Below are 20,926 nucleotides of genomic sequence, written 5' to 3' on the forward strand. Positions count from 1 at the left end.
CAAAAGTAAAATTTCACAAAAATAGATTACTCGATATAATATTATCACAGAAATTTATGGATACTATAAGATGAAATATGTTCTGATCCTTAATGTATTGTTTTTATTGATATTTTCTCTGAATAAGGAGGCATTTTCAGAAGGTATCTCGGTGCAGGCACTTACATCTGATGGGCCTTGGGTTGTATATCAGAGTTATAATGATGTCCTTCTTGATAACCGTATTACAGATGTAAACTGCAATATTCAAAAGACCACTGATAAGCAGACTATCAATATTTCAACATCTCCGACTAGGACAATTTCTCATGCATGGCTTTTGACTTTGAGAGAAGATGAAATGGAAGATAGGACTGGTGAGATATTATCTGTACATATTAAGACAGGGGTAGATGACGTTGACAAAACATTAGAAAAACAATCTTTTTCTGCCATACAAAGACTCCATATTTTACGAATAACTCTTACTGACGACCTGATATCAAAAGTGGTTTCTGGGTTAAGAAAATCCGGAAAAATATTATTAGAAACTGATAGAGAGACGTTTTCTGTTAATGGAGAAGGATTTCTAACGGATATCAATCGTTATGAATTTGCTTATTGTCTGGCACAAGATATTTCAAAAAAACCTCAATGGTATTCCATAACCCCTCCCGGTTTAAATTAATTATAAATGGAATTTAATCTACAAAATTGAAATCAATGATGTGTCAAAATACAGGTTACTTACATCTCTTTCTTAGTTAGTTCTTTCTAAAGGAATATATTTTTTACAATCGGATTACCTAAGTTTAACTGGCTGTTGAACCATGACGTGCAACAGTCAGTCTTCCTTGCCTGTGTTCCTGTCATACTGGTTGGACAGGTCTGTTCAACAGGGAAGGAAACATATGGAAGACAACACAAAAACATGGGGTATCAGGGGGATTTCTGCTGATGTCCGGCAAGCTGTGATTACACAGAGCCAGAAGCAGGGGATAAAAGCCGGAGAGTGGCTGACAGTGGCTATTCTGGAAAAATCAGACAGGACTGAAACGCAGGGAAAGCCCTGGTGTCTTCCAATGGGAAACCTGCTGTCAGTGCAGAGGATGCCTCTGCTGTTCTGGCTTTGCTGGAACGTCTTCAAGGGATGGGAATTGAACCTCCTGACAGAATGAAGAGACAGGCAACCATTCTGGTCAGGAAGTGCATGGCCTCATTTAAGCAAGAAAAAATCTGATAGAAGAAAAATTTTAAATTCGATTTAATGCCTAAAAACTCATTGCAAATTAAACCTTGTAGTTAATGTTGAATTGCCATTTTTATCCAATTTACCAGGAAGTTGTTGATCAGACCATGCTGCGCGAGAAAAATAATCTAATGTTGCATTAATAAACTGTGTTCCTCCCTCATAAGAAATAATAGTGCATCTATCTGAATACCATAAATTATCTTTCTTTTTATAGAAATGACACGTATGCGTAACAGAACCTTCTATCTCCTCTTCTTCATATTCGGGTGGATAAATAAGTTTTGCCTTTTGTCCTCGTGGTAAAATAGGTTGTAAAACAGAATAATCCCATTTTATGCCCCACATTATATTTTCATTTTCCAACTCAAGTGGAGTGGAGGGTCTCCGATTTTTTGCATCTGCTCTCAGAGCTTGAGGGGAACACAAATTGGAGCGCTCTAAAAAAGCAACTTCATCATCATAAATTGTCAGTCCACCAGCAATAAAACTGGCCCGGATACCACACTGAGAGCCGGGCTGATGATGCATGGCCCATGCTCCCCATTTGGCTACTTCTGGAATAACTCCATGATTTATTAAATTAATTTCGTTTTGATATTGAGCACCTGCATCTAATTTTTCAAGACGCTCTTTTTCTGTTTCCGCTTTTGATACATTGATATTTATAAAAAGAAAAATAATACTTATAGAAATATTTATGCTTACGGTGGTTTTTAACATGCGTGGAAGCATTAAGTAAAATCCTCGCCAAGTCTCTATGGAGAAAATGTGTACGTTATCTTGGTTCTATTGAAATGTCTTTAGGGGATAAAAAACGAACATCGCTAAGCAAGTAAAAAAACAAGGAACAGCATTACCCCCTTACGCTTCTAGCGCGGATGTGCTACACATGTGTTGCACAGTGACTAAAAAACAAGATTTTGTGATTTTTTGTTCATAAAAATCAATATGTTGTAGCATTTGGTAAAAAAGCTCCCGTACGGGACGCCACTGACTTTATTGGGGTTTCTAGAAAAACACCTCTGAAAAATATGGGTTTTTGCACCATTTTTGTACCATCACGAGGAACGTCGTAGTGTCCTCTCATGGCGGAAGAAATCAACACCCCGGCAGGTGATGTCATGAGCAGGCGCACGGATTCCGCCACAGACACGACGCTGGCTGAATGAAACGACTGCCAAGGCAGAACTTGCCCAGTTCACAGATACGCGCCCTCTCGACAAGATGACAATTGGCACACTTGTTGAACAGTATCGCGATGAATGATGGCGACAGGATCGGGCATATCCCTGCCATTCTGCGCGACACCACACTGCCTTCGGTGCGATTATCGAAATTCTCAGCCGCGACTGTGGTGAAGCGCCTTAATCTTTTGGCCTCCATTATCCAGCATGCCATCTCGGAATGGGATATCACCATCGTCAATCATGCTTCTGGCCGCGTTGTGAAATGACCGGAAGGGGCTAACAAAAAGCGTAACCGACGCCTCAAGGAAAGTCGGGCCTCTTCTCTTCCTGAGAAATTTGAACGCCTGATTGAAGCCGTCAGTGCCTCCAGATCGAGAAACGTGCCACTCTTCCTCATCAGCCTAAATCAACACAGTTGATCTTTGATGCGGGAACTGAAGCCGCTTTCAGCGTCCGATATGGGTGTATGATTCGAAATGCCGGACTGAAAGATCTGATTTTTCATGATCTACGCCATGAAGCGACCAGTCGCCTGGCAAAGTTTCTGCCCAATCCCCTGGACCTAAAACGCGTGGCCGGTAACCATGACCTAAAATCACTGGATCGATATTATCAACCCGTTCCTGAGGATATCAGGCGGCAGAGTGAAGAAGCTGAACGTGTATTGGACATGCTGCCAGCAGGATGAAGATCCAAAGGAATAGAGTCTTTATTTCCATGAATAATCAAAACTTTTCTGCAAACCTACAATCAACTGACTTAAGTTAAGGACTCCCTCCACCTGATCATGAGATTTTCAACGTTTTGATGTGCTTTCAAAATGCAGGGTTCCAGCCAGCTGCGCCGGCTTTCCAGTATCGTTCGGATGATTGGCCCCATCCATCACCGGGACTTCCGGAAAGTCAAAAGGACTAACTCCGTCCAGGCAGGCCACGTTGACCGCATGCCGGTTCGGATCAGAACGACGTTGATGATGCGTGTGTATGCCGCAGCGAGAACAGAAGAAATGCTGTGCTTTTCTCGTATTAAATCGGTAGCTTGTCAGTATGTCATTACCCTGAAGAATGTTTATTCCATCCTGCGCTACCGCCGCGACAACTGATCCACGCATCCGGCAATAAGAACAGTTACAACGGCGAACTGATTTAAGGTCGTCGCTGAGTGTCACTTCAAAACGGACCGCGCCACAATGGCACCCTCCTGTTCGATTGTTCATAATGCCTGCCATGGTACATTTCTCCTGAACAGAAATAGTTTGTGTCACCAGCCTGGGTTACCGTCTGCGCCTGTCAGGACGAGACAGGCCTCATGAACGATCCCAACCGAAGCACCATCGGTACTATAAGCAGAGCTGTCGCGGCAGTTGCCAATTGGCCTGTTGTCCGGCTGAGATGATCAGCAATGGCACCATAAACAATCGGTGCTAGTCCGCCCGTACCAATCACTCCGGTGTAGAACACTGCAAATGCCCGTCCAGTATCACCACCAGGTGCCAGTTCCGGGACTGTTCCGTACAGGGCCGATGACGTACCGTTCAGGACAATGCCAAGCAGAGGAAGAAGTATCAGTGTGCCTGACAGCGGCGTAATCAGCGTGGCGATGATCAGGAACGATGTTGTCATTTCTGTCACTATGACACTTCTGACGATACCAAAATGATCAACGAGCCACCCGCATGTTGCCTTCCCCAAAGCACCGCCAGCAAAGAGAAGTGCCAGAGCAATCCCGACCGTCGCCGACGAACCTCCACACGCATGAATGAGAAAAGGCAGGAACAGCAGATAGCCCATCCGTGTCGCGGTATCGAAGGCACCTATCGCCAGCAACCAGGAAAAACCGGCACTGTCACCTTCAGCCTGCCGGTGCTGAGAGGCCAGTATGGGAGGCGCAATATGTTGTGGTATGAGCCTTATCAGCACAAAGGACAGAACCAGCCCCAGCAGCGCCAGAAAACCTGCGACCGGACGCCAGGCAAAGATGGGTAGCAGAAGCGCGATAAAGGCTGGCAGGATAGCTTTGCCGAGATCCCCAGAGAAATTATAAAAGCTCAGCGGACGTCTTACTGCATCGCCATAGCACTCAATGATCAGCTGAGATGCCCTTGGATGCTGGATACTCGACCCGATACCTGCAAGAACAAGCCCACAGCACAAGCCCGCAAACCCCATTGGAACCGCCATTATGGCAAGGCCGCCAGCCGCAATCACTGTGGACAGGACGAGCGTGTTGCGCGGCGAGCGCCCCTTCAACAGCCGATCCGCAGGTACCTGCAGACCACCCATTGTGCCGAAATAGAGTGCGCGCACGATTGCAAGCGCCATATAGGAAAGCCCGAACTGTGATTGCCAGACTGGAAAGAAAGCATAGAGCCCGTCTGTATAACCATCGTGCAGAGCATGGACGAAACAGGCTGCTATCAGTCCCCGCCGTTTTTCCTGAGCAGAGACAGGCTGGTGCGCAGGTTCCGTTATGGTGCTCATCTGCATGTCATACGGTCCTTTCACAGACCATCTTAAACATGTGACTTTTCAGAGAATAGATGGAATATTCTCACCATACCTGTCAGCTTTTATCACGGTTTTCATGCGTCACCTCCCTCCCCTCAATGCTCTGCGTGTTTTTGAAGTTGCTACACGAACAGGCAGCTATACTGCGGCAGCATCTGAACTCGGCCTGACACATGGCGCTGTCAGCCGTCAGATTGCGTTATTAGAGAACTGGCTGGGCCAGCGCCTTTTCAGCCGCTCCGGGCGACGCATGGTCGCAACGCCAATGGCGCGCATTTTCGCAGCTGAGGTCAGCGGTGCTTTCGAAAGGATGACAGCCGCCGCTGAAGCATGTGGACGACCTGATGCGCGGCGGATCCTGCGCGTCAATGCGCCGGTTAGCTTTGCCATGCGCTGGCTGATCCCAGGACTGGAAGTTTTCCATGCTGCGTATCCATCGATAGAAATTGTCGTAACAACTGTTTCAACGGTACATGAGGAACTCCGTGGTGGCTTCGACGTGGCTATTCGACGAGGCGTGGCCGGTGCGGGGGCATGGCCACACCACCACGCCACGCATGTGCTGGACGATGTCGATACGCTGATCATGAGCCCATCGTTGTTTTCTCAACGACCTATCCTTGGTCCTGCCGATCTTGAGGGGCATAGGCTTCTGGCGAGTGAAACACGACCGGGGGACTGGATCGACTGGCTTGAAGCCGCAAAACTGCCCCATCTCATCGGCCGCCCACGTACCGTGTTCGACCATTTTTTCATCACCCGGCAAGCCGTGATGGATGGGCTGGGTGTCGGGATCGGTCCTTTGCCGATGCTCGATATCGACATTGCGCTCGGGCATCTTGTAACACCCCTTCCTGACATCCAGGTACGCCGCACCGGTTATGTCGCGTTACTTCCCAAAGGGGCAGACAATGCCACCCCCTCCACGCGCTTCGTTAAATGGCTGGCAGCAGAAGGAATGGCCCGACACCAACAGCCAGCTGGCAGAAAGATGCTATGAACGTCTGGGAAAAAGGGGCTTCCTGGAATTTGAGAAACTAAAATTCACTGCTTCAGAAATGTTTTTTCGATACCGTGGCAATGAAAGTGCGCAAATCAGCCAACATCAGATCTGGCTCTTCCAAAGCAGCAAAATGGCCACCTCTGTCCATATTGGTCCAATGCACGATATTATAGGTTTTCTCGGCAAATGAGCGGCACGTTGGCAGGAACACGGGATCTGGAAACACAGCAACTCCTGCCGGCACATGTATGCGCGTGCCAGCCGGAAACCGATCCGAACCTTCCAAACGCCTGCCCAGGTAAATCCATGTTGCCGTTACGAATGCCGAAGGCGCAACATAAAGCATGATATTCGTAATAAGTTCTTCTTCCGAGAACTTACTCCAGATATCCGGGCTACCATCGGCAGTTGCCGGAAGGTCCGCCCACTTACCAAACTTTTCGAGTATCCATCCAGCCATACCAACCACGCTATTAGCCATTGCAATCCCCAATGTCTGCGGGCGCGTTGACTGTTCGTGACTGTAGCCGGTTTCCCTGTCAAGGATCGCGGCACGATGGGCGAACAGCTCTTTTTCCTCAAAGGTTTCCGGGATGGCGTCAGCTGCGAAAATGCTCATCGTATTGAGATGGAAGCCAAGCAATGTCTCAGGATGTGTAAATGCCATCCAACTCGCGATATGCCCACCCCAATCACCGCCCTGAACAACGTAGCGCGTCTGACCAAACAGACGAACCATCAACGCGTGCATCAGTGCGGCCACCCGACGCGGGCCCATGACACCGGTGATCGGATTAGAAAAGGCAAAGCCGGGGAGCGAAGGAACAACAACATCATGCCCCTCAGATGTCAGAGGCTTTAACACCTGTTCAAACTCAAGATACGACCCTGGCCAGCCATGGAGAAGCAGCACAGGTGGTTTGGAACCATCACCTCTCATATGAACGAAATGGAGATGCTCGCCCTCAATATCAGTCATAAAGTTGGGCAATGCATTAAGACGCTGCTCGACTGCTTGCCAGTTATAGTTATTCGTCCAGTAGGTCATGAGGCGCTTCAGGTCATCAATTCCAACACCTGCTGACCATCCGCCCGCATCGGGAAGCTGGCTCCAGTCGTAGGCTTCGATATTGGTCCTGATCGTGGCAAGCCGTTTCTCAGATATGTTGATGATGTAGGGCGAGATCATGACTTTCCTCACCTGGCTCTGTGGATGAAGCGTTACGCTGTTAACTACCTGGGGTCATCATGGTTCATGAATATCGCTATATTCCGTGCGCTGCCTCATAGCAGAGCGGGAACCCGACCCAACCGGCATGGTCGCCTCAGGCGCAGCATGACGTGATGGGGCGCGCAATAATCGCCAGCTGTTCCCGAACACCTGGACGTTCCTGCATTCTGGCATACCACGCCAGAAGAGCCTTGCACTCCTGAGGAATAGGCAGATCCACGATTGCAGCAAATATAAACCCTCCAATCACAGCGATATCCGCCATTGAGAAAGCCTCTCCGGCAATAAAAGGCTGTTTCCTCAGAACAGCATCAAAGTAATGCATACCGCCCAAAGCCTTGTCACGCTGATAAAGGCCCCATTCCCTGTTCTGATAACGCTCCACTTCAGGACCAAGGCCAGCCGTCGCATGGTGAAAGTAGACGCTGATAGCATCCAGCATCTCGATTTCAGCCCGTTTGGTCATCATCTGGATCACGCCTTTTTCAAGGGGCGTTCGGCCGGTCAACGTTGGGTTCCCGTCAAGTGTATCCAGATAGACTGTGATTGCTGTACATTCAGCAAGAAAGGTTCCGTCATCCAGTTCAAGAACAGGCACTGTACCCGAATAATTCCTGCTCCTGAAATCAGTTGTTTTATGCTCTCCTTTCCACAAATTGATCCGAACAAACTCTATCCTGGACAGCATCTGCTTTTCAGCCAGAGCAATCCGCACACGCGCTGGATAGGGCCCTGTAGGCCAATCATAAATTTTCATAACAACTCACCTCATTCTGACGGAAACAAGCCTCTTGCAGCGCACATTACGAATCTACCTGTCACATGGTAGGTATATTTTGATATGCCTTCCATTTCTGGCCGTCAACGCTTATCTATCAGGAGGTAGGGAGACGATCGTAAAACGATGACCACAACGCATACGAGTTCCAGAGAGGCTATCCTGACGGCAGCCAGAAAGGCTGCCCAGACACGAGGCTACCATGGCCTGAATTTCCGTGATCTGGCTAAAGAAGTAGGGATCAAACCAGCAAGCATCTATTATCACTTCCCTAGTAAAGCCGATCTGGGAGCCGCAGTGGCACAACGCTATTGGGAAGATACCAAGGCCGATCTTGAAACCATGCAGAGGGAAACTCCAGATCCTCTTACATGCTTACGCCGGTATCCGGGAATATTTCGTCGCTCACTCGAAAACGGTAATCGCCTGTGTCTTGGCAGTTTCATGAGCGCTGAATATGATGATCTGCCTGATGCGATAAAACACGAAGTTCAGATCTTTACTGACATCAATGTGGCATGGCTGAACACGATCCTCTCCCGGATCAATCCTACGCCACTCCAAAACACTGGGCGGGCACGAGCCATCTTTGCTGCTGTGTCCGGGGCACAACTCATGGCAAGAAGCCAATCGGATGTTGCTCTTTTCGACGAAATTATTGAGAGTTATTGCAACGCCGGCCTATTGGGATAGAATTTCTGCCACGACATCGTTCCCTCATACTCCGGTATGGTGTTTCACACCAAAATTGCATGACGAGTACGTACAAGACTTTAATACGCAGGAATAGAAACCGCAGTCACTTAATATACCGAACTCATTTAGCTAAAATGCGTGAGATTTTAATGAGCATCTCAGAGAAACTCTTCAAGCCGCTTGAGGAGTTCTTCTGGAGCTTCTTCCTGTGGGCTGTGTCCACAGTCAATCGGGTATCCCCGGACATCCATGCCTTTTTCGCGCCATGTCTCCACAACGTCATATAGCGCGCCCACTGTGCCGCGTGCGCCCCACAACGCCAGTAATGGCGCTTGGATCCGCTTATCCGCATCGGCTGCATCATGCACAAGATCTATACCGGCAGCGGCCCGATAGTCTTCACATCCCGCATGCCGCATTGCCGGATCAGCGTAACAGCGACGATATTCAGCCATCACGCGGGGATCGACTGACCCCGGTATCTTGATCTGTCCCGCTATGTGGTTTTCCAGAAAGAAATCAGGATCCCCATCAATCAGCTTTTCCGGCAATGGATAGGGCTGGATGAGGAAAAACCACCAAAAACAGCTTCGGGCGAACTCCATATTGGTTCGGGCATACATCGTTGCAGTGGGGGCGATATCGATCACTACCAGTTTTTCCACTGCCTCTGGTGCGTCCAGCGCCATGCGATGCGCCACCCGCCCTCCCCGGTCATGCCCGACAACCCTGAACCGTTTAAACCCAAGTGCTTTCATGACACCAACCTGATCAGCTGCCGTCGCACGTTTGGAATAATTGGCGAGATTTACCCCTCCTTCCGGCTTGGCGCTATCGCCATAACCGCGCAGATCGGGGGCCACGACGGTAAAATGTTCCGCCAATGTGGGTGCAACCTTGTGCCACGTCAGGTGCATTTGCGGATAGCCATGCAGCAGAAGCAATGGTGGCCCCTTCCCGCCAATAGCCATACGGATCCGCACGCCTTCCACCTCAATATCCTGCCAATGAAAGCCGGGGAACAATTCTGGGAACGTTCTGATCGGGCTCATGATCATACCTATCCTTATTGAATCAGACACATCATGATGGAGTAGAATATTTTCGTTTTTCTTATCCTGTTTACGGAAGATCAGCCTTCGCCGATGCCTTCGTGTGAAAGGGAGACAATCCGGGTGCGCTCGCCTTTGCGCACATTCAATGTTTCAGGCACCCAGAAGAGAGTGACAAAGAAACCGATCAGGCACAGGCCCATAGGGTAGAGCAAACCTGCGTAGGGGTTCCCTGTCTCTGTAACCAGCCAGAGGCTGATTAACGGTAGAAAGCCACCGAAAATCCCGTTACCAATATGGTAGGGAACAGAAATGGACGTGTACCGCACATTGGCAGGAAAGCTCTCCACAATAAACGCACCATAGGGGCCATAAACTGCTGCGGCGATGACCACCAGAGCAAACACACAGGCGGAAATTGTCGCATAACTCGTGTTTTCTGGCGTGATAGCGTGGCGGATGATGGAAAAGATGGGAATGTACAACAGGACAGCGGCTGCCATACCGACCAGAGATAGGCGTTTACGCCCAATCCGGTCAGACAGTGCACCAAACAGCACAAAAAAAGGCACTCCCAGAAACGCTCCCACAGCAACAGACAAAGTTGCAGGCAAGAAAGGGACCTTCATGAACGTCTGGATATAATACAGCGCATAAAACTGGGCCGTGTAGAACGTAACGGCCTGTGCGCACGCTACCCCAAAGAGGAACAGGAGAATACGCCGTGCATTTCCGGGGATACGGAAAGCATCGCACACCGGAGATTTGGATAGTTTGCCCTGCTTATGCATTTCCACAAATACAGGAGATTCAGACAACCGAAGGCGAATACGTAAAGAGACGGCCACCAGAATAAAGGATACCAGAAACGGTATCCGCCAGCCCCATGTGCCAAAAGCATCCTCACCCAACCACACCCGCAGGATGAGCACCATCCCCAGAGACAGCACAAAACCACCGGAGGCCATGGCCTGAATGTAGCTGGCCCATTTCCCGCGTTCACCAGGTGGAGAATGCTCCGCCACATAGGTTGCGGCCCCGCCATATTCCCCACCGAGGGCCAGTCCCTGCACAATACGCAACAGAATCAGCAGAACAGGCGCTACATAACCGGCAGTTGCAAATGTGGGCAGCAGGCCAATAGCCGCAGTAGAACAGCCCATGATAAGCAGCGTAATTAGAAAAGTTGTTTTCCGACCGACACTATCGCCCATGTACCCAAATATCAGGCTACCCAGCGGGCGTACGGCAAATCCGGTAGCAAAGGTTGCGACACTAATGAGCGTTGCCGCGACATCATCACCCGGCGGGTAAAACAAGCGGGCAAAGAAAATGGCCAGACTCCCGTAGAGAAAGAAATCATACCATTCAATAACTGTGCCAACACTTGAAGCCAGCACCAGAGAACGCATAGAACGTTCTGTTTTTTCGCGGGATATCATGACTCTATTCTCCTGACAGGAGTTTTTTGATTTTCTGGCTATAGTCAGGCCCAGACTTTTCGATACAGATCAATAATCTCTGTCTGCCCCGGCACACGCGGGTTGTTGGCGGGCGAGCCAGACGCCAATGCCTGCTCAGCCATAAGGGGCAGAAGATCGTTCCAGCGGCTTTCCTGAAGCCCGTAGGAACTGGGAGAGGGGACATCCAGTTCCCTGTTACGTTCACGGAGTGCTGCAACAAGTGCGGCACAGGCCGCCTCGTCTTCCGTGCCAGAGGGCACAATCCCCATCACACGAGCGCAAGTCGCATAACGTGACAGCGCCCCCGTCACAGACCACGCCGTAATTTCCGGCAGCAACATCGCGTTTGAAAGCCCATGGGCAACATGAAAATGTGCACCGATGGGGCGACTCATGCCATGCACAAGGGCTACAGAAGCATTAGAAAATGCCATGCCCGCTTCAAACGCCCCCTGCATCACCTGTTCTCGCGCTTCGTGATTGGAAGGGTCTTTGCAGGCGATGGGAAGTGCGTGCCAGATACGTTTCATGGCTGCCAGTGCCAGAGCGTCCGTAAACGGAGAGGCTCGTTTGGACACATAGGCTTCGAGTGCGTGGGTCAGCGCATCAATGCCCGTATCAGCCGTCAGACGACGCGGCATGGTTAAAGTGAGTTCGTAATCGACAATGGCAATATGTGGCAGATAGACGTAGCCCGTACACAGCATTTTCTCATCGGTTTTTTCATCCGTGATGACTGTCACGCGCGTAGCTTCAGATCCTGTGCCCGCCGTAGTGGGAATGGCAATAATGGGAAGGCCAGCCTCATCCTGCACGTGGGGCACCTTAAGGTGTGAAGGAGCGCCCCCATGTCTGGCCAGAACCGCTACCATCTTGGCGGTATCAATGGGGCTGCCACCACCAAGACCGATCACACAATCATAAACGCCGCATTTCAACGCGGCCAATGCGGCCTCCACTGATGTGACTGTGGGATCGGGCACGGCATCAGAGAACGCGCCTGACTGAATATCTGCTTTGGCCAGCAGAGTTTGCACTCTCTCCAAAAGGCCAGACTTGGCCATGAATCCATCTGTAATGATGAAAGGGGCTGAAAGCCCGGCCTGCTTTAATGCTGCGGGAAGCTCATTAAGAGCGCCACCCCCGATACGCACCAGAGAGGGCAGATAAAGTGCTGTCATAGCCTTATCTCCTGTGAAAGGTTACGGCGAGAACCGCTCCTTTCCAGCTGTTGTTCTTGTTCAGAGAGTGAACGCGCAAAAGGCATCACAAGAAAATCAGGAGATTTCGCCCACTTGATGTGCAAATCTGCACAGAATACAAAAAACAGGAACTTTTTATTCCATGAAACGCAGCCTGGACTGGAGAGATCTGCAGTTTTTTCTGGCTGTAGCGCGATCGGGATCACTCTCAGAAGCAGGTCGTTTGCTAGGCGTTGATCACGCAACTGTGGGCCGACATATTGTTTCTTTAGAAACATCGGTCGGCAAAACGCTGTTTGAACGGCATCTGCGTGGCTATGCACTAACTCGTTATGGCGAAGACCTGTTAACTACGGCTGAAGCCATGGACCGTGAAGCGACGCGCCTGGCGCAAGTGACCGGCCCGGCTCATGGATTAACGGGCACCGTGCGCATCAACGCGCTTGAAGGGTTTGCCAGCTTCTTTCTGGCGTCCCGCATTGGCTCACTGTTGGTGGATAACCCTGCCCTGACACTTGAAATTCTGACGATCCAGCAGATTGTCGCACTCTCGCGCAGGCAGGCCGATATCGCCATCACCGTGACGCCGTCAGAGGATGATCGATTTGTATGCGAGAAGCTAACGCCGTATTATCTGTGCGTTTACGCTACTCGTTCATACCTTGACCGAGAAAAACCTATCAAAAAACCAGATGATTTTTCTTCCCACCTGTTTTCTGGTTATGTGGATGAAATGATTTTTATGCGGGAACTGGATTATCTTGGCCATCTTGGCGTCTCACGCAAAATGGTGCGTCTCCAGAATTCCAGCGTGCAGGCACAAATGGAAGCCGCCTGTTCCGGCTTGTGTATGGCAGTCCTGCCGACCTTTGTTGCCGCCACACGCCCTGAACTGGTCCCCGTTTTACCTCAGCAGGTTAGGCTTGAACGTCATTACTGGCTGATCACACGTGTTGAAGAGCAGACCAGTGTTCGCATAAGTCAGCTCTGCAGCTTTATACGGAACGAGGTAAAGAAAGGCGAAAGCCTGTTTAGGTTATAAAAGCGAGGAGAATGATAAATTAAAGGGCACTCTCTTCATTTGTCGCAATAATATGTCCCAGCCAGGACGAGCCAGTATGATCTGAAAACCCAAACCTCTCCCAATTCACTGTAACGATTTATACTGGCATGATGGCACGACCAGCATAAACCGTTATCAAGTGATGTTTTACGATACGTCCCTGACACCGCTAAAGATGTCATTCTTCTCAGAATTTTTATGAACGCGGCATTTGTTCTCTAAAAGCATCTGACTCCTTACGCGCTCGCATAAGGTCGATATGATCGAAGGATCGCTCAAAGCTGAAAGGTCGCCCAGTGTCTCGGTTTCGCCGCTGGCAATTTTGCGAAGAAGACGCCTGACGATTTTTCCAGAACGGGTACGCGGCAGGTCAGGCACCAGATACACTGCCTCTGGCGCAGCATATCGTCCAATCAGATTGACAATAAGACGAGTGACATCTTTTTCATCCACACTGGTAACAGCGGCCCTGTTCGGGATAGCAAACACAACCAATGCCTGCCCTTTAACAGAATGCGGCACGCCCACAGCAGCACATTCTACAATACGATGATCTTCACCTAAGATATCCTCAACTTCTGCTGTTCCCAAACGGTGTCCGGCAATGTTGATGACATCGTCCATGCGGCCAGTAATCCAGTAATACCCATCCTCATCACGTCTTGCCCCGTCTCCTGTAAAATACAGTCCTGGCGCCATAGAGAAATACGCCTGACGGAAACGCTCATGGTCTTTCCAGAGAGTAAGACACTGGCCGGGCCACGAACGCGCAATGCATAATGCGCCATCGGCAGCACCCATTTCTGCTTTACCAGCGGAATTAAGAATAACCATTTCCACTCCGGGTAAGGGCATAGTGGCAGATCCGGGCTTGAGGGCCTGTACACCCGGGATTGGCCCAAGCACCACACCAGCCGTCTCAGTCTGCCACCACGTATCTGCTACCGGACAACGCTTCTTGCCCACAACATCATGGTACCATAGCCATGCATCCGGGCTTATTGGTTCCCCCGCAACGCCAAGCAACCGCAAAGAGCTCAGATCACGCTTTTGCGCAACAACCTCTCCTTCCGCCATCATCGCCCGAACAGCGGTGGGGGCTGTGAAAAGTATGGTCACTTTATAAGCATCTATCAGGTCAAACCAACGCCCCGGGTAAGGAAATGTCGGCAGGCTGTCCGAAATCATGGTCGTGCCACCATTAGCCAAAGGCCCGTATACAACCGATGTATGCCCTGTAATCCATGCCACGTCTGCGGTGCACCACAGTACATCGTTTGGTCGGTGGGTATAAACCATGCCCATTGTATAAGCGGCCCAAACCATATAACCGCCCGTCGCATGGACCACAGCCTTCGGTTTGCCAGTGCTGCCAGACGTATAGAGCATGAACATGGGATCTTCCGCACGCATAGCAACTGGCACAAAGTCAGCCTCGAAATGATCCACAAAATCATGATAATCATAGTCACGACCAGGCAGCATGGGTACGGCTTCATCAGATGTACGAACAACCAGCATGAACTGCACGCTGCTATTCTCACCTGCTTTTTTCAAAGCCTCATCCAGGGTATCTTTGTAAGGTACAGCCTTGTCCCCTCGCCATGCCATGTTCCCGGTAATGACTGCGACCGCGCCGCTATCAACCAGCCGCTCGGCCAGACCCTCAGCAGAGAATCCACCAAACAATACGACATGAATCGCACCAATCCGTGTGCAGGCCAGCATAGACACAATCGCTTCTGACACCATGGGAAGACAGATCGCAACACGGCATCCTTTCTTCACGCCAAGGTAGGTCAATGCGTTGGCCAGCCGACAAACACGTTCATGCAGGTCATGATATGTCAGGCTTTCAGAACGGCCTTCAGCCTCACGTTGGCTAATCAGGGCGACCTGATCTCTTTTTTCAGTCAGATGCCGGTCTATGCAACAGACTGACGCATTCAGTTCCCCATCTGCAAACCAGCTGATGGAAACATCTTTTCCAAAACTTCCCGAAAATCCTTGCGTTGGTTTTCTGAACCAGTGAACACGTTGTGCCTGTTCCAGCCAGAACGCATCCGGATCAGTTCGCGCTTTTTCTCGCATAAGCTGCAACTGCCCGGACGTCATGATCGCCGGGTAATCCGGATAGGCCCCTGCGGAAATGACTGTGTGGTCGGTCATGTTTGCGTACCCCTTGTTTTTTATATTTTCTGAGGGATAAAGCTCAGCGCTTTCAGGCAGCAGAACGGTCGCTCTGCCCGACATGGGGGAGAACCGTGGCCACAATGCCTGCATCGAGCGTTTCATAATCATAATACCGAAGTGTTTTGTACAGTTCTTCCCGCGTCTGCATGCGCCCCAGCATTTCTTCGGTGCTGCCGTTACGTGCAAGAGCGTCATACAGATCAGCCTGCGCCTTGTTGGCGGCACGGAGAGAGCTGACCGGCCATATGATCATGCTATAGCCCATCTGCTCGAACTCTGAGGCGGTAAAATAAGGTGAACGTCCGAACTCCGTCATATTGGCAAGAAGCGGGACGTCCGGAAGTTGTCTCGAAAACTCTCTAAACATATCTTCAGAAGTCAGAGCTTCTGGAAAAATAGCATCGGCGCCTGCCTCATGATACAGGCGGGCACGCGCAACGGCCCCTTCCAGCCCTTCTGAACCAGCGGCATCTGTCCGGGCGATAATCACCATATCCCGTCGGGCACGGGCAGCGGCCGCAACTTTCTGCGCCATCTCGTAAGGTGAGACGAGCTTCTTGTCATTCAAATGCCCGCATTTCTTAGGGAGAATCTGATCTTCAATGTGCACGGCCGCAGCACCGGCTTCCTCAAATGCGCGCACCATATTCATCACATTCAGGGTTTCCCCATACCCTGTGTCTCCATCCACAAGCACAGGCAACCCGGATGCTCTGACGACCTGACGAATGAAGAAGCAGACTTCATCTATCGTAATAATTCCGAGGTCAGGCAGACCCATGCTGGCCGTCATGGCGGCACCAGACAAATAAAGTGCATCAAACCCACGGTCTTTTGCCTGAAGTGCCGCCTGCCCGTTATGTGCTCCCGGAATCTGCATGATCCCTTTTGCAAGCATCATGTCTCTAAAACGCTGCCCCGCTGGTGTTGCGGGAAAATTTGCGCCTACCAGATAGGTCATGCTGCGTACTCCAGTCCATCACGTTCACGCAGGGGGATCAGGGGGCGTGCATCCGGCCCTGTATAATTTGCTGAAGGACGAATGATTTTTCCGTCCTGCCTTTGTTCCATAATATGCGCGCACCAGCCTGTAACGCGGGCAATCACAAAAATCGGCGTAAACAGACTCGTGGGAATATCCATGGCGTTATAAGAAACTGCACTGAACCAATCGAGGTTAGGAAACATCTTCTTCTGGTCCGCCATCACGCGTTCGATCCTTTCAGCAACATCATACAGCCGCATTGTTCCATTCCGCCGAGAAAGGTTTCTTGCTGTTTCCTTGATAATCTCGTTGCGTGGATCAGCTAACGTGTAAACCGGATGGCCAAAGCCGATCACCACTTCCTTTGCTTCCAGCCTGCGCCGGATATCGGTTTCAGCATCATCCGCTGTCAGGTACCGTTTCTGGATATCCAGTGCGACCTCATTCGCGCCTCCATGCTTGGGGCCACGCAAGGCCCCTATGGCTGCTGTGACCGCAGAATACATGTCAGACCCTGTCCCTGCCACCACACGAGACGTGAAAGTGGAAGCATTAAACTCATGTTCTGCGTACAGAACAAGCGAAGTATGCATCGCCTGAACCCAGTCATGGGGCGGGGTATGACCGTGCAAGAGATTCAGGAAATGTCCACCAATACTCTCATCATCCGTCATGGTTTCGATCCGCCGTCCATGATTGGAATAATGATACCAATACAGAAGCATAGAGCCCATTGAGCCGACCAGCCTGTCTGCAATTTCCCGCGCACCGGCTACCGGGCAATCGCTCCGCTCTGGCAAGGCGCAGCCCATGACAGAAACTGCCGTGCGCAACACATCCATCGGGTGTGTGGACGCCGGGAGGCGCTCCAGAGTGGCCCGCACAATATCAGGAATATCCCGCATGCTTGCCAGATGCCGTTTATAGCTTTCCAGTTCTGCGGTGTTGGGCAGGTAGCCATGGATGAGAAGATAGGCGACCTCTTCAAACAAGCAGTTACGCGAAAGGTCTTTAATATCATACCCTCGGTAATGCAGGTCATTCCCACTATGACTGACAGTGCTGAGTGCTGTGTTTCCCGCCACAGTGCCAGACAGAGCAACTGATTTCTTGGGTTTCGTGCTGTGAAGTTCGGTATGCATGAGTCTCGCTCCCTCACCTTACTGGATACTGTGTCAGGTCATCAGAACTGCGCATTGACGTGCTCCTTCAGACCCAGACCCAAGCTGACCGAAATTAAAAATGCTTTCCACACGATTGAACCGCATATCTTGTGGGGGAATGCTCAGTTCAATCTGATGCAGTTCGCCCGCTGCAAGGTCAGGTAGTTTCTGCACAACACTCAGAAACCGCTCCGCCTCTGATTTTGGGACAATGCCTTCTGAAAGAGTCAGAAATTTTCTTATATAATCATCCCGGCTCCATGGCGTAACCCCAAGAGTGTGCGCGTTGGCAACAGCCAGTTCATCCGCCAGCACACGGCCATCTTTCATGCGGATTATAATACGCCCCCCAAAGGCTTTTCTATCCGGATCACTTTCATGATACCGTTCTGTCCACTCGGGTTTTTCAACAGTGTGTATTTTCTTCCATAAGCGCACAGTATCTTCCCGCCGAGCCCGTTCCGGCTCATAGGAGCGGACGTGATGCCAGCATCCATCCTGCAAAGCCACGGCCACGATATACATAATTGAATGATCCAGCGTTTCACGCGATGCCTGAGGATCGAACTTCTGCGGATCGTTCGACCCGGTACCGATCACATAATGCGTGTGGTGGCTGGTTTCGATCAGCACATCCTCGACATCATCCCAGTTCGTAATGTTTTCACCCATACGAAAGGCAAGGTCTATCAAAGCCTGGCTTTGATATTCTGCTGAATGCTCCTTGGTAAACGACGAAAGGATAGCGCGCTTTGGTTCACCCGGTTTAGGTAAAGGAACCTGATACAAGGCATTTTTCCCACCCAGCACCCAGGCTATAACGCCATCTTCTCCTTCATAGATGGGGGCCGGTGCAGTTTCACCAAGCATGGCGCGATCAACTGATTCGACTGCCATTTTCCCTGCATGCGCCGGCGCATAAGCTTTCCAGGAGGATATTTCCCCTTTTCGGCTTTGCCGCGTGGCTGTGGTGACATGCAACGCCTGACCAATTGCCTGATAAATGATCGAAGGTGGCAGACGCAGAAGCGTGCCGATACCCGCAGCAACAGAGGGGCCGAGATGCGCAACATGGTCAATTTTATGCTTGTGCAGGCAGATGGCACGCGCCAGATCAATCTGGATTTCGTATCCCGTGGCGATGCCACGGATCAGGTCTGCTCCACTCCGGCTACACTGCTGGGCCACAGCCAGAATACCCGGAATATTGTCCCCCGGATGGGAATATTCAGCGGCCAGGAACGTATCATGAAAATCAAGTTCCCTTACGGCCGTTCCATTGGCCCAGGCGGCCCATTCTGCATGCACACGCACATCCGGCCCCATGCCGAACACTGTGGCACCGGCCATTCTGCGATGCGCGAGAGCCTCTGCGCGGGCGCTCATGACAGAATGGCGATTGACTGAGGCCATCGCGACAGCCGCATTATCAATCATCCGGTTGATAATCATATCGGCCACAGGAGCCTCGACCCCCACAGGATCCGCCGCAACCTGTGCAATTTTCCACGCCAGCTGCTCAGCGCAGGCCAACCTGTCGCTTTCCGGATGTACTCTTACCGCATGGTTTTGCATGGTTTAGTCCCTTGCCGTTTTGTGATCTGGAAGAGACATTCGCAGACTGTTCTATAAATCGGCAGGGGAATAAGAGTAGAAAGAAGCAAATGAATTTGCACCGGTTGCAAAGTTTGTGAAGGTCTATCGGCATGTCCAGAACAAAAATAAAACTTTTTGCCGGAAACCGTCTGCAACAATTGCGCAAGCGTGAAAGCCTGACGCAGGCTGCCATGGCTGAACGCATGGGGATTTCGCTCAGCTATCTGAATCAGCTTGAACGCAACCACCGCCCACTGCCCAACCACCTCTTGCAGACCCTTTGTGAACGTTTTGCTCTAACGCCCGACTGGTTCAGTGATACGCGGGAAGCCCACACCATACAGGCTCTTCGCGAGACAATGGCTGACCCTGTTTTTAAAACGGCCCCCCTTCCATTTTCCAAAATGACAGAGGCTGCAAATCAGAGTCCGGAACTCTGCCAGGCTTTTTTAACTCTCTATCGCGCTTATAGTTTTCATCAGGAAAGGCATTTTGAAGCGGCCTTGCCTTCCTCCCCCGCTCTCGAACCATATGAAGCTGTGGGAAACTGGGTGCAGGAGCATGGAAATTATTTTCATGAACTGGATCGAGCTGCAGAAGAATTTTATAAAACTCTTACCGTTGAAGATAGGCAGCCAGACGCCGCACTGACCCAGCATCTTTACGCGCGCCACGGGCTGCATATTGTTCAGAATGCCGATATGGAGAGCCGGGGGCTCGTCTGGCGGATTGACCAGCATACACGTCAGATCCACCTTCCCCATAATCAGCCTCATGAAAGCACTTTATTTTTTCTGGCTCAAATTATTGGCCAGCTTGAACAGAGCCGACTGATAACAGATATCCTGCGTCGCGAAGGGCCCAAAGACCATAATGCTCAGGAACTCGCTCGTGTCTATCTTGGCAATTACTTTGCTGGCGCATTGATCTTACCCTATGCCCAATTTCTGGAACGTGCTGAAAAATTGCGTTATGATATTGATGAATTACGCCGCCATTTTTCCGTTAGTTTTGAGCAGGTCTGCCATAGACTGAGCACTTTGCAACGCCCTGGCGCAGAAGGAATTCCTTTCTATTTCCTCAAATTGGACATTGCAGGAAATATTCTCAAAAGTTTTTCTGCTAATCGTTTTTCTCAAGCCCGGTTTGGTGGCCCATGTCCTTTATGGAACGTCTTTCGGGCCTTTGCGACACCCGGCCAGATTCAGGTCCAACTTTCCCAAACAACGGATGATGCTATCTATCTGAATGTGGCCCGTACCGTCGGTCATGAAGGATCAAGCTATGCAGATCGTCCACGGCAAATCGCTATGGTTCTGGGTTGTTCAATAGCGGATGCCACTAAGACCGTGTATGCAGCAGGCCTTAATCTGGAAGACCACACTATGGTTGTTCCCATTGGCCCCGGATGCCGGGCCTGCCTGCGCGACCAGTGCAGGCATCGTTCTCTCCCGGTATCAGGACGCATGCTGGATACGGGTAGTCACGCGCGCGGTGTTGTTCCCTACCGGGCATTGCCTGAAGGATAACGTGTCAGGTAAACGAAAGGTCCGTTATGGGGGAAGCTGTACCGCAC

The 20,926-nt window shown here is 50.7% G+C and carries 18 protein-coding genes; 6 read left to right on the forward strand and 12 right to left on the reverse strand.

Going from position 1 to position 20,926, the window contains the following annotated elements; translation table 11 throughout:
• Positions 1-70: 70 nt before the first annotated feature.
• Positions 71-667, forward strand: a complete 597-nt coding sequence (locus ACHQGU_RS12435; RefSeq protein ID WP_395495223.1) for a hypothetical protein — start codon at positions 71-73, stop codon at positions 665-667.
• A 591-nt stretch (positions 668-1,258) separates the two neighbouring features.
• Here ACHQGU_RS12435 and ACHQGU_RS12440 read toward each other — a convergent pair.
• On the reverse strand, positions 1,259-1,963 hold the full coding sequence (locus ACHQGU_RS12440; protein WP_395495224.1) for a hypothetical protein: 705 nt from the start codon (positions 1,961-1,963) through the stop codon (positions 1,259-1,261).
• A gap of 508 nt (positions 1,964-2,471) precedes the next feature.
• Between ACHQGU_RS12440 and ACHQGU_RS12445 the strand changes: the two genes are divergently transcribed.
• Complete coding sequence (locus tag ACHQGU_RS12445; protein WP_395495225.1) at positions 2,472-2,684, forward strand: hypothetical protein; 213 nt, start codon at positions 2,472-2,474, stop codon at positions 2,682-2,684.
• A gap of 530 nt (positions 2,685-3,214) precedes the next feature.
• Here ACHQGU_RS12445 and ACHQGU_RS12450 read toward each other — a convergent pair.
• Entirely contained in the window at positions 3,215-3,646 is a 432-nt protein-coding gene (locus ACHQGU_RS12450) for a GFA family protein (RefSeq protein ID WP_395495226.1), read from the reverse strand.
• Positions 3,647-3,707: 61 nt separating this feature from the next.
• Entirely contained in the window at positions 3,708-4,904 is a 1,197-nt protein-coding gene (locus ACHQGU_RS12455; RefSeq protein WP_395495227.1) for an MFS transporter, read from the reverse strand.
• A 97-nt stretch (positions 4,905-5,001) separates the two neighbouring features.
• Between ACHQGU_RS12455 and ACHQGU_RS12460 the strand changes: the two genes are divergently transcribed.
• Positions 5,002-5,925 (forward strand): LysR substrate-binding domain-containing protein, encoded by a 924-nt coding sequence (locus ACHQGU_RS12460; protein ID WP_395495228.1) that lies wholly within the window; start codon positions 5,002-5,004, stop codon positions 5,923-5,925.
• Positions 5,926-5,977: 52 nt separating this feature from the next.
• Here ACHQGU_RS12460 and ACHQGU_RS12465 read toward each other — a convergent pair whose 3' ends face one another.
• Both ACHQGU_RS12465 and ACHQGU_RS12470 read right to left on the reverse strand, forming a co-directional pair.
• A complete protein-coding gene (locus ACHQGU_RS12465) occupies positions 5,978-7,117 on the reverse strand; it encodes an epoxide hydrolase family protein (protein ID WP_395495229.1) in 1,140 nt (379 codons plus the stop codon).
• A 136-nt stretch (positions 7,118-7,253) separates the two neighbouring features.
• Positions 7,254-7,916 (reverse strand): glutathione S-transferase, encoded by a 663-nt coding sequence (locus tag ACHQGU_RS12470; protein WP_062271302.1) that lies wholly within the window; start codon positions 7,914-7,916, stop codon positions 7,254-7,256.
• Between the two features lie 147 nt (positions 7,917-8,063).
• On the opposite strand from ACHQGU_RS12470, the gene ACHQGU_RS12475 reads away from it, so the two are divergent.
• Entirely contained in the window at positions 8,064-8,630 is a 567-nt protein-coding gene (locus tag ACHQGU_RS12475; protein ID WP_062271304.1) for a TetR/AcrR family transcriptional regulator, read from the forward strand.
• 161 nt (positions 8,631-8,791) lie between these two features.
• On the opposite strand, the gene ACHQGU_RS12480 is transcribed toward ACHQGU_RS12475, so the two are convergent.
• The 3 genes from ACHQGU_RS12480 to ACHQGU_RS12490 all read right to left on the reverse strand — a co-directional run bounded on the left by ACHQGU_RS12480 (position 8,792) and on the right by ACHQGU_RS12490 (position 12,329).
• Positions 8,792-9,685 carry an alpha/beta fold hydrolase gene (locus tag ACHQGU_RS12480; protein WP_395495230.1) on the reverse strand — a complete coding sequence of 298 codons (894 nt, stop codon included), beginning with the start codon at positions 9,683-9,685 and terminating at the stop codon, positions 8,792-8,794.
• A gap of 80 nt (positions 9,686-9,765) precedes the next feature.
• Entirely contained in the window at positions 9,766-11,127 is a 1,362-nt protein-coding gene (locus ACHQGU_RS12485; RefSeq protein WP_395495231.1) for an MFS transporter, read from the reverse strand.
• A gap of 44 nt (positions 11,128-11,171) precedes the next feature.
• The gene (locus ACHQGU_RS12490; RefSeq protein WP_395495232.1) at positions 11,172-12,329 is read right to left on the reverse strand and encodes an iron-containing alcohol dehydrogenase; all 1,158 of its coding nucleotides are present in this window, start codon (positions 12,327-12,329) and stop codon (positions 11,172-11,174) included.
• Between the two features lie 163 nt (positions 12,330-12,492).
• Between ACHQGU_RS12490 and ACHQGU_RS12495 the strand changes: the two genes are divergently transcribed.
• Positions 12,493-13,392 (forward strand): LysR family transcriptional regulator, encoded by a 900-nt coding sequence (locus tag ACHQGU_RS12495; protein WP_395495233.1) that lies wholly within the window; start codon positions 12,493-12,495, stop codon positions 13,390-13,392.
• A gap of 168 nt (positions 13,393-13,560) precedes the next feature.
• On the opposite strand, the gene acs is transcribed toward ACHQGU_RS12495, so the two are convergent.
• From acs to ACHQGU_RS12515, 4 genes are read right to left on the reverse strand one after another with little or no spacing between them, the layout of a single operon-like run.
• Positions 13,561-15,582: an acetate--CoA ligase gene (gene acs, locus ACHQGU_RS12500; protein ID WP_395496437.1), complete on the reverse strand. Its 2,022-nt coding sequence runs from the start codon at positions 15,580-15,582 to the stop codon at positions 13,561-13,563.
• Between the two features lie 52 nt (positions 15,583-15,634).
• A complete protein-coding gene (gene prpB / locus ACHQGU_RS12505; RefSeq protein ID WP_395495234.1) occupies positions 15,635-16,567 on the reverse strand; it encodes a methylisocitrate lyase in 933 nt (310 codons plus the stop codon).
• Positions 16,564-17,733 (reverse strand): 2-methylcitrate synthase, encoded by a 1,170-nt coding sequence (prpC, locus tag ACHQGU_RS12510; RefSeq protein WP_395495235.1) that lies wholly within the window; start codon positions 17,731-17,733, stop codon positions 16,564-16,566. The genes prpB and prpC overlap by 4 nt, the downstream gene beginning before the upstream one ends.
• A gap of 33 nt (positions 17,734-17,766) precedes the next feature.
• On the reverse strand, positions 17,767-19,329 hold the full coding sequence (locus ACHQGU_RS12515; protein WP_395495236.1) for an MmgE/PrpD family protein: 1,563 nt from the start codon (positions 19,327-19,329) through the stop codon (positions 17,767-17,769).
• Between the two features lie 131 nt (positions 19,330-19,460).
• On the opposite strand from ACHQGU_RS12515, the gene ACHQGU_RS12520 reads away from it, so the two are divergent.
• Positions 19,461-20,879: a short-chain fatty acyl-CoA regulator family protein gene (locus tag ACHQGU_RS12520; RefSeq protein WP_395495237.1), complete on the forward strand. Its 1,419-nt coding sequence runs from the start codon at positions 19,461-19,463 to the stop codon at positions 20,877-20,879.
• Positions 20,880-20,926: the final 47 nt, after the last annotated feature.

It is taken from the genome of Acetobacter sp. KSO5 (assembly GCF_044094635.1).
Taxonomy (GTDB): domain Bacteria; phylum Pseudomonadota; class Alphaproteobacteria; order Acetobacterales; family Acetobacteraceae; genus Acetobacter; species Acetobacter cerevisiae.